The sequence below is a fragment of the Deltaproteobacteria bacterium genome, from assembly GCA_019309045.1.
Lineage (GTDB): Bacteria > Desulfobacterota > Syntrophobacteria > BM002 > BM002 > JAFDGZ01.
Genome location: JAFDGZ010000103.1, coordinates 1 through 8,673, shown reverse-complemented (window position 1 = coordinate 8,673; position 8,673 = coordinate 1). Strand labels below are relative to the sequence as shown.

Below are 8,673 nucleotides of genomic sequence, written 5' to 3'. Positions count from 1 at the left end.
GAGTTTTATGTAAATGAGACTGCGGGCAGCGAGGAGGCTTTCCTGCGCCTGAGTCAGCCCTTTTCCGAAAACGTAGTGCAAGGTGAGCAGGTCTCCGGGTCCGAGATTGCGCCGTTTGCCTTGCAGTTTCTTGATGACCGGTGTCAGGAGAAACACCACTTTCACCTTGGTCCGCTGGCCCAGTTCGGACCTGAGGTAGCGATAAAGGGGGTAGTGGATATAGCCGGCCTCAACATAGGTGGAGTGCCTTATTGAAAGCTCGCTGGCAATACTCCTGGCCCGCAGTCGTTGCCGCAGCTCCAACCGCCGGGCATCGGCCTGGGCGAACTTCTTCACCCCTGCCACCACCTGGGCAAAGGAAGCGCGCAAACTCGAGGTGTAGTAGGAAATCAGTGCAGCTGTTGCTTCTCTTTCCGCCAGATACACTTCCCTCAGTTCGGCCTGTTGCAGAACATCCTCTTTTGTCTTTCCCTCTGCAAAGAGTTCGTGGATGTGAAGGAGTGTATCCAGATAAGGCTCCACCTGAATAATGCGGCAGCCCCTGCGGTGCAGTTTTCTTAGAATATGGCACAAGCGGCTCTCGAACTCCGGAAAAGCCGAATCGAGCTGCAGCAGGTAGTCATCGAGGGAAAGGCGGCCGGCCAGCATTGCCTCGAAGCCCTCCGACTCGGGCTCCTCCAGGATGATGAGCTCATGCAGGCTCATCTCCTTTTCGGCAAAGGGCAAGACCTCCACCCGATGCGAGGAAAAACCGATGGTTATTCTGCCATCGCAAAGCATATTCCCACACCCGGACCTTTCTTGATGAAATTGATTAGAGATAGGCTATGCCAACATGCTCGTCCCAACCACAGTGAATCCGTGCTTCGTATCCCCTCTCAAAGACGTATCGGTTGAAATTCCGACGTTTTTCATCGTCAAGTTTTCCTTTCACTCCAGGCACATTCATGAGTATACCCTCCACCGCAGCGTCTCTGGACAGCTGAATGAATGCGTCGTTGCCTCTCAGATGCAAATCAGCCACTAAAACACCGAAGGAAAAAGGGCCCTTCAGAATGGTTGGAAATCCATACTTGGCAAAGTCGTACACCAGCACCCTGATGTCAGATTCCTGGCGTATACGCTTCTCGAAGTTCTTGATGCATTCTTCCCTGGTAGGATACCTGGGCCCTTTACGTTGGGCAGTGACAAGAATCGGTTCCACCACAAGAAAATCTACTACCACTGTGAGGCCTCGAGGAAAGGTCGTGGCGAAGTCATGCACGGTAGAGACCGCCCGCCATGCCTCACAGAGCTCAAAACCGTTCACATAGTCAATGTAGTGAGATGCAGCGCCAACGACCTCAGCTTCACGGATCACCACGTCCATGCACAGAGGTCCGCCGGCCTGAGCCAAACCGCGGCACTGGTGGATGGCAACATGGTGCCCCTCCACTATTGCGGCATCTGCCTCCATCTTGGCCAGAGTGAGGTATCCGGAGCCTCCTATGGCCGGGTTTGATATGGTGAGTCGTCTCTCCTTATTCACACTATCCCCCTTTGCCACTCATAACAATAAGTTCAGCAACGTTGGTTGAATCGGCCAAACTGGGACCCTCGAAGCCGAGGGCGTCAGCCGGACAGGGAAACTGTCTACAGGCACCGCAGCCCTGGCAAAGACTGGCATTATTGTCTAGCAGTGCCTGACATCTAAGTCCGATCCCGCATAGCCGACATTTGAATCTAGGAAGATCCTTCAACTTTTGAGGCTCCTCCCGGGCATACCGTTCTTTTTCCCTTTCGAACCCTATCTCAAGGCAGTCGTCATTTCTGGTAAAATGGCCCAACTTTAAACCCAGGGATCTACCCTCCCTGTTCATATCCAGTACACAGACTCCGTCTGCCACCACCATTACCTTCTCTTTCTTGAGATAGCGCCCCATGAGTTCTTTGAAAAGTTGAGCATTGTCCTCCACCCTGAAAGGATTGATATGAATTACCTCGAACCCCAGTGCTGCTCCCTCCCCGCCGAAATCTGTTTCCAGAGGCTTTTGACCACCCGTCATCCTGATGTTGAAATTGTTATATATAATGGTTATCGAACCGTTCTTTTTGTTCTGCGCAGCAAACTTGAACCCGTTCATATTGAAATTGTAACCGCCGTCCCCTGAAGCGGTGACTACAATTTCTTTTTCTGAGCAGGACTCTTTTATTCCTTCACCCACGATGACACCTGATCCCATACAAAGTATGGTATCCACTATGCCATAAGCATGGTAACCTTGCAGGTTGCCGCATCCCCTGTCTGCTGCATATACCAATTTGTACCTCTCTCTGCCCTTGAGACCGTGATCGCGGTTGAAGCGTTTCATCCCCTCAAATAGCGACCAAGAGACTTTGGTATCACCGCAGCCGGCACAGTTCGACACTGGGCGCATGTAGGTCACCTCTTCCTTCTTGCCATCTTTTGCTAGTCTTCCTCCTGCTGTGGACATGGCACACCTCCTTCACTCTGTCAGAATGTGGTCCACATAAGAAAACCGCTCATATATTCTCGGCTCGTAAGGTATGCTGCAATCGAAAACTCTCGAAGCAGGAGCCAGTTCCTGCACCATGTCGAGCAGCTGCAGGTAGATCACCCGCCCATATCCTTCCTCATAAACGATAATCCTCTCTATGGAGTGTTCGGCAATGAGCTCCTTAATCAGAGCCCTGGGCTGGGGGAATACTACATCCGTCTCCACAGCAAGGACTTCTCCAAACTTATCTTGGAGCCTTTCCTGCAATAACGAATCCTGCTTTATCAACTGGAAATCTTCCCGGAACGGTCCATTGAGTACCAGCATGGTTCTTGGATTCGAGCCATATCGGCTCAGCCTGCCTCCCAGAAGCTCAAAGTTTTCGCTGATCTTATCGGCATACAAGGGCAACAGTTTGCGATGAAACTTATGCTCGCGGGGACGGATATGGGGGCCGATGGTCACGAGATGTTTGGGATCTCTGGTGAAACCTTTCCGCCTGCTGTTGGCCGCCATGTCTATCCGCATCACCAGGTCTCCAGAAATTTCACGGTAAGCCAGGTCATAGTTCATGACTACGGCAAAGGGAGTCCCGAGTTCCTCGAACAGCTTGTAGCAATTCTTCACAGTTGTGGCCGAGGCCCTGGGCGAGTGGAGCTCCAATGTTGGAATGCGGAAATGAAAAGCGAACAGGACCTTGTTATCCTGCATAGTTTGAGAAGCCGTCCCCTGGCGATCGTCACCTGAAGCTATGCCCAGTCCTCCACTGTAAGGAACAATATTCACGGCCACACGAATTACGTCTGCAGCAGTATTGCCTCCCAGGTGTTTGAATGAACACATCACGCGTGACCCCACAGGGATCCTCCCAACGTGATCCTTACCATATACTGTATCACCATAGACCAAGCGCCACTCTTCTTTCGAAAGAAACTCGCTCCTCTTAAAATCACCCCTGCACATCACCGACCCCAGTGCGAAGGCCATGGCATTGTCTTCGTTGGTAGTAGTACCCCAATGAGCAGCAAGCTGATAGCGGCTCTTATCCAGGGCACTTCCTACTCGAATGGTGAAAGGATTTGTCCTGGGAATGTTTCCGGCAATCTCTTCGAAACTACCTTGTAGATCTGAAATTGGAGCTCCTGGATAGCCGGTTGCCACTCTTACGCCGGCTTCAAGAGCCCCGCAGGCCACAGCCTGATTCCCTGAATACCTTACTCTGCCTATTGGATGGACAACCTCTTGGATCATGACCTTTCCTCCAGGTAGAAGGTTCCAGCAGGCAGAAAGCGGAAAATCAAAGAAGAATAGGAGAGGGAAACTTTATCTTTGGGGAAAATAGCAGGCGCGAAAGGAATATCTGCAGATTCTTGCTGACCAAAAGTGCAAAGTCAAAAAACTAACGTTCTCGTTGAACTGTAGAAAATAATTTCCTGATTCCAGACTAAGTAGAATACTTTCAATGTACCAAGCTTGCTGACCGCCGCTTTCTGCTGATCACAGCCTCTCATTTTTACTTTTCTATTATAGCACTCCCGAGAAAGCTCATGTGAAATGTATTTGATTACCCACACCCTCCCATACTCTACTAGCAACGTGAGCATAGGAAATATTCAGGCTACTCTCACGTCGAATAGTCTCGCTGCCACCGCTTGTGACCTCTGTCTCTTAAGGTGTCTTGATCCTTGCAGCAATCTGCCGCACCCTGGCCATGGCCTCTTCCTCGTCGAGGGACAGCAGCTGCCGCTCGCGCATGAGGACTGTGCCGTCCACGATCACATCGCGCACATCACTGCCCCTGGCGCTGTACACCAGATGCGAGCAGGGTTCATACAGAGGAGTCAGGTGCGGCTGCTCCAGGTCTATGGTAATGATGTCCGCCAGTTTTCCCTCTTCCAGACTGCCGATCTCAACAGCCATCCCCAGGGCGGCAGCTCCTTTGCAGGTCGCCATCTGCACCACTTCCATGGCAGGACACAGAGCAGGGTCGCCGTGCCATACCTTGTGGAGCTTGGCCGCGTTGTCCATTTCACCAAACATGTCAAGATCATTGTTGCTGGCGCTGCCGTCCGTGCCCAGGCCAACTTTGACTCCAGCTGCCAGCAGGCGGGGCAGCGGAGCAACCCCTGAGGCCAGCTTCATATTGCTTTCCGGATTGTGAGAGACTCCCACCCCCGAACTGGCCAATACGTCCACTTCCTCCTCTGTCAGCCAGACCGAATGATGGCAAAGGGTGCTGCTGTCCAGAATACCCAGTTTGTGCAGGAGGTATACCGGCCTGAAGCCATGCCGCTTCTCCGTTTCCTCCACCTCAGTCCTGGTCTCCGCCAGGTGAATCTGCAGAAGCAGGCCAGCCTCTCTGCACAAACTCTTGGCATCTCTCAAGGTCTCCGTGGCGCAGGTGGAAGTTGAGTGGCAGAATAAGCCCGGGGCCAATCTGCTACTTACTCCCTGCCAGCGGCGCAGAAAACTCTCTGCCACCTGAAGATTTCTGCTCGGGTCAGGTACACCCGGCGCCGGCAGGTCTATGACTCCCTGAGAGAGCACGCCGCGAATGCCGCCGGCAAGGAGAGCCCTGGCAGCGCCGTCCACGCAAAAGTAGCCGTCGCAAAAAGTGGTGGTGCCGCCTCTGATCATCTCCACTATGGCAAGGAGGGTGCCCCAGTAGACCGACTCCTCGTTGATGTATGCCGCTTCAGCCGGAAAGATGTGCTCCTGCAGCCAGGTCTGCAGGGGAAGGTCGTCCGCCAGACCTCGAAAAAGTACCATGGGGGCGTGGGTGTGCAGGTTGATCAGACCAGGCATTATCAGGCAGTTGGCCGCCTCCAGCAGGGCCCCCGCAGCCACAGTCTCCTGGAGCTCCGCCGCCCTTCCCACTGCCAGAATCCTGTTGCCCTTGATGGCCACGGCTCCCTTTTCGATGATCTCATGCTTGTTGTTCATGGTGAGGACCATGCCGCCGCTGATCATCAGGTCTGCCGACCTCTCTTCTCTAGCCATTCTGTTCATGCATCTCCACCTGGGACAGCAAATACTCTTTGCACTGTTTCACGGTTTGATCTGCCTGGCAAGGCGGCGAACCTCTGCCATGATCTGCTCCACCTCAAAGGTCAGCACTTGGCGATGGCGCATTACCACCCTGCCATTTATTATGGTGAGATTCACATCAGCAGCTGCCACAGCATAAACCAGATGGGAATAGGGATCGTAGAGCGGAGTAAGGTGGGGTCTGTTCAGGTCCACGCCAATCATATCAGCTTTCTTGCCAGGCTCCAGGGTTCCCACTGAATCTGCCATCCCCAGCACCCTGGCCCCGTCTCGCGTAGCAAGATGGACCACTGTTCTTGCCGGCATCACTCCAGGATCCCGCCTCTTCACCTTGTGCAGTTTGGCAGCTGTATCCATCTCTTCCAGCATGTCCAGGTTATTGTTGCTGGCACAGCCGTCGGTGCCCAGTCCCACTGTGACGCCGTGCCGCAACAACTCCGGCACCGGCGCCACCCCCGAGGCCAGCTTCATGTTGCTCTGGGGGTTGTGTACTACCCGCACATCTTCCTGGGCCAGCAGTTCAATCTCCTCTTCCGAGAGCACAACACAGTGGTCCGCGATCAGGTGGGGGCCCAGAAGTCCGAGATTCGCCAGGTGCTGCACTGGCGAGACTCCGTAACGCTCCTTTACCTGCCTGACCTCGTCTGCCGACTCGGAGAGATGGATAATCATTGGCACCTGACACTCCGCTGCAATCTCCAGGCAGCTCCGCAGCAGATCAGGCGAACAGGTATACACCCCATGAGGCTCTACAGCCACGGAGATGAGCGGCTCCTGCTGCCATCTGGCAATTAGATCCCTGGTGTAAGCCAGACCCTTTTCTGGGGGACCGTAATTGGGTGAAGGAAAGTCATAGAGAACCTCTCCTACCAGAGCCCGTATGCCGGCGTCGCGAGCAGCCCTTGCCACCTGCTCCTCAAACAGGTACATGTCGCAGAACGTTGTGGTGCCTCCCAGAATCATTTCAGCACAGGCCAGCAGGCTGCCGTAATACACCAGGTGTTCACTGAGATTCTTTTCTGCTGGAAAGATGTGTTCATTGAGCCACACCGACAGGGGCAGATCATCAGCCAGCCCACGAAAACAGGTCATTGCCGCATGGGTGTGACCATTGATCAGACCCGGCATGATGAGCCCCCCCTGCATATCTATCCTCTGTTCTGCTTCGACTCCTCCGGGGCAGGCCTCATCAGGGCCGACCCAGACGATATCCTCTCCACAGATGGCAACAGCCCCGGGCTCGATGATCTCATCTTTTTCATTCATGGTCAGAACCAGGGCGTTATGAACCAGGAGATCAGCAGAAATGGCATCTTTCACGGGCGATTTCATCCTCTTGCTCCATCACAGATGGAAAGGCAACGTCAACCAGTTCCCCCCGGCCGGCACGCCTGTGCTCAGCTCAGCTGGTCATATGAGTCCTAGCGGATGAGCACTCCGGCAATGGTGGCGGTAAGAAAAGCCGCCAGGGACCCAGAAATTATGGAGCGAATCCCCAGTCTGGCCAGATCGTGTCTGCGGCTGGGAGCCATGCCGCTTATGCCGGCAATCATGATGCCCAGGGAGCCGAAATTGGCAAAGCCGCAGAGGGCGTAGGTGGCAATGGTGATGGAGCGCGGCGACAGGGCAAGCTTCCCACTGGCCAGGCCATTGGCAAGATTGAGATAGGCCACGAATTCATTCAACACGGTTTTTTGCCCCAGGAGCGAGCCCACTTGCAGCGCCTCCTTCCAGGGAACTCCCATCACAAAGGCAATGGGAGCAAAAAGCCAACCCAGGATGGCTTCAAAACTTGTGTGCATAAGGGAAAACACGCCGTTCACCATGGCAACCAGGGCAATAAAGGCAATGAGCATGGCGGCCACTGCAATGGCCAGGTGCATGCCGTCTGTGGCGCCCCGCGCGGCTGCATCAATAAAGTTTACGTCCCGCTTCTCAACAATTATATTTACCCTGCCTGCGGTCCGGGGAGTGCCGCTTTCAGGCACCATGATCTTGGCGACCACAATGCCGGCCGGGGCACTCATAAGGCTGGCAGCCAGTATATGCCCTGCCACATTGGGGAAGTGTGGCTGCAGAATGCCGATGTAAGCTGCCATGACGCTGCCGGCAATGGTTGCCATGCCAACGCTCATCACGCAGAAAAGCTCGGACTCGGTCATTTCCTCGATGTATGGGCGTATCAACAACGGCGCCTCCACCATGCCCACAAACACATTGGCAGCAGCACTCAGGGCCTCGGCACCTGATATTCCAAGGGTCCTGGTGAAGACCCGGGCCATCTGCCGCACCAGCCACTGCAAGATGCCGAAATGGTAGAGGATTGCTGACAGGGAGGAAAAGAAGACAATTACCGGCAGCACCTGTACAGCAACAACAAAGCCCACTTTGTCAACGGCTGTGAGATCGCCAAAAACAAACTTTGAACCCGCCAGGGTAAAGCCTATGAGGCGCTCCGCCCCATGCCCTACCAGACGGAATATTTCACGGCCCACATTGGTGCGTAGAACAAGAAGGGCCAGAAGAAATTGCAGGCCGATGCCGCCGCCTATGGTCTTGTAAGGAATTTTCTTGCGGTCTGTACAGAAGAGAAATGCGATGAGGAGCAGCGCTGGAATACCGAGAAGAGAAATAAAGCGCTCCACTGTGAGGACCTCCAGGAAGGACCTGCTTGCGCCAGCGGGTACTGACTAGCCGTTCGCTTTACCAATGCACCCTGGAAACGCAGCACATCCTACACTTCTTTTGCTAACACCCAGAGTACTCTCCACTCGCTTCAAGGGAGGCGATCAGGGCTCTTCTTTAGTGAGTGGTGGGAGGCAGAGCCGCTTCCGCTTCTACGGCTGGACAAGGCCCTCATTGCCTCCCACTATTCCCTCACGCAGTGCCACATGCGGGCTGCCATCAGACCTCAAAGAATAGGTGACTTGCAAACTGGATGATGCCCTGTGTCCTTTTTACAACTCACTACTAGCCTCTGTTGTCCGAAGCCTGTTACCAGCACCGCCATCCAGTTCTGCGCCAAAATTGGCTCGATATCTGCCCCAAAAATCTTCCTCGCTGAAGGAGTGCTCCTGGGTGCCATGGCATTCAACTGCATAACTCGCACAGGTGGCCCCAATTCTTG

7 protein-coding genes are annotated in these 8,673 nt (G+C 54.2%); all 7 read right to left on the bottom strand.

Annotated features, from left to right (window positions below; translation table 11 throughout):
- Positions 1–780: hypothetical protein (locus tag JRI89_15355; protein MBW2072615.1), on the bottom strand; the 780-nt coding region annotated here is incomplete at its 3' end.
- 34 nt (positions 781–814) lie between these two features.
- Positions 815–1,528: a hypothetical protein gene (locus JRI89_15350; protein ID MBW2072614.1), complete on the bottom strand. Its 714-nt coding sequence runs from the start codon at positions 1,526–1,528 to the stop codon at positions 815–817.
- A 1-nt stretch (position 1,529) separates the two neighbouring features.
- Positions 1,530–2,474 (bottom strand): hypothetical protein, encoded by a 945-nt coding sequence (locus tag JRI89_15345; GenBank protein ID MBW2072613.1) that lies wholly within the window; start codon positions 2,472–2,474, stop codon positions 1,530–1,532.
- A gap of 12 nt (positions 2,475–2,486) precedes the next feature.
- Positions 2,487–3,749: a hypothetical protein gene (locus tag JRI89_15340; protein MBW2072612.1), complete on the bottom strand. Its 1,263-nt coding sequence runs from the start codon at positions 3,747–3,749 to the stop codon at positions 2,487–2,489.
- 417 nt (positions 3,750–4,166) lie between these two features.
- On the bottom strand, positions 4,167–5,498 hold the full coding sequence (locus JRI89_15335) for an amidohydrolase (protein ID MBW2072611.1): 1,332 nt from the start codon (positions 5,496–5,498) through the stop codon (positions 4,167–4,169).
- A 48-nt stretch (positions 5,499–5,546) separates the two neighbouring features.
- Positions 5,547–6,878 (bottom strand): amidohydrolase, encoded by a 1,332-nt coding sequence (locus tag JRI89_15330; protein MBW2072610.1) that lies wholly within the window; start codon positions 6,876–6,878, stop codon positions 5,547–5,549.
- 89 nt (positions 6,879–6,967) lie between these two features.
- On the bottom strand, positions 6,968–8,191 hold the full coding sequence (locus tag JRI89_15325) for a NupC/NupG family nucleoside CNT transporter (protein MBW2072609.1): 1,224 nt from the start codon (positions 8,189–8,191) through the stop codon (positions 6,968–6,970).
- Positions 8,192–8,673: the final 482 nt, after the last annotated feature.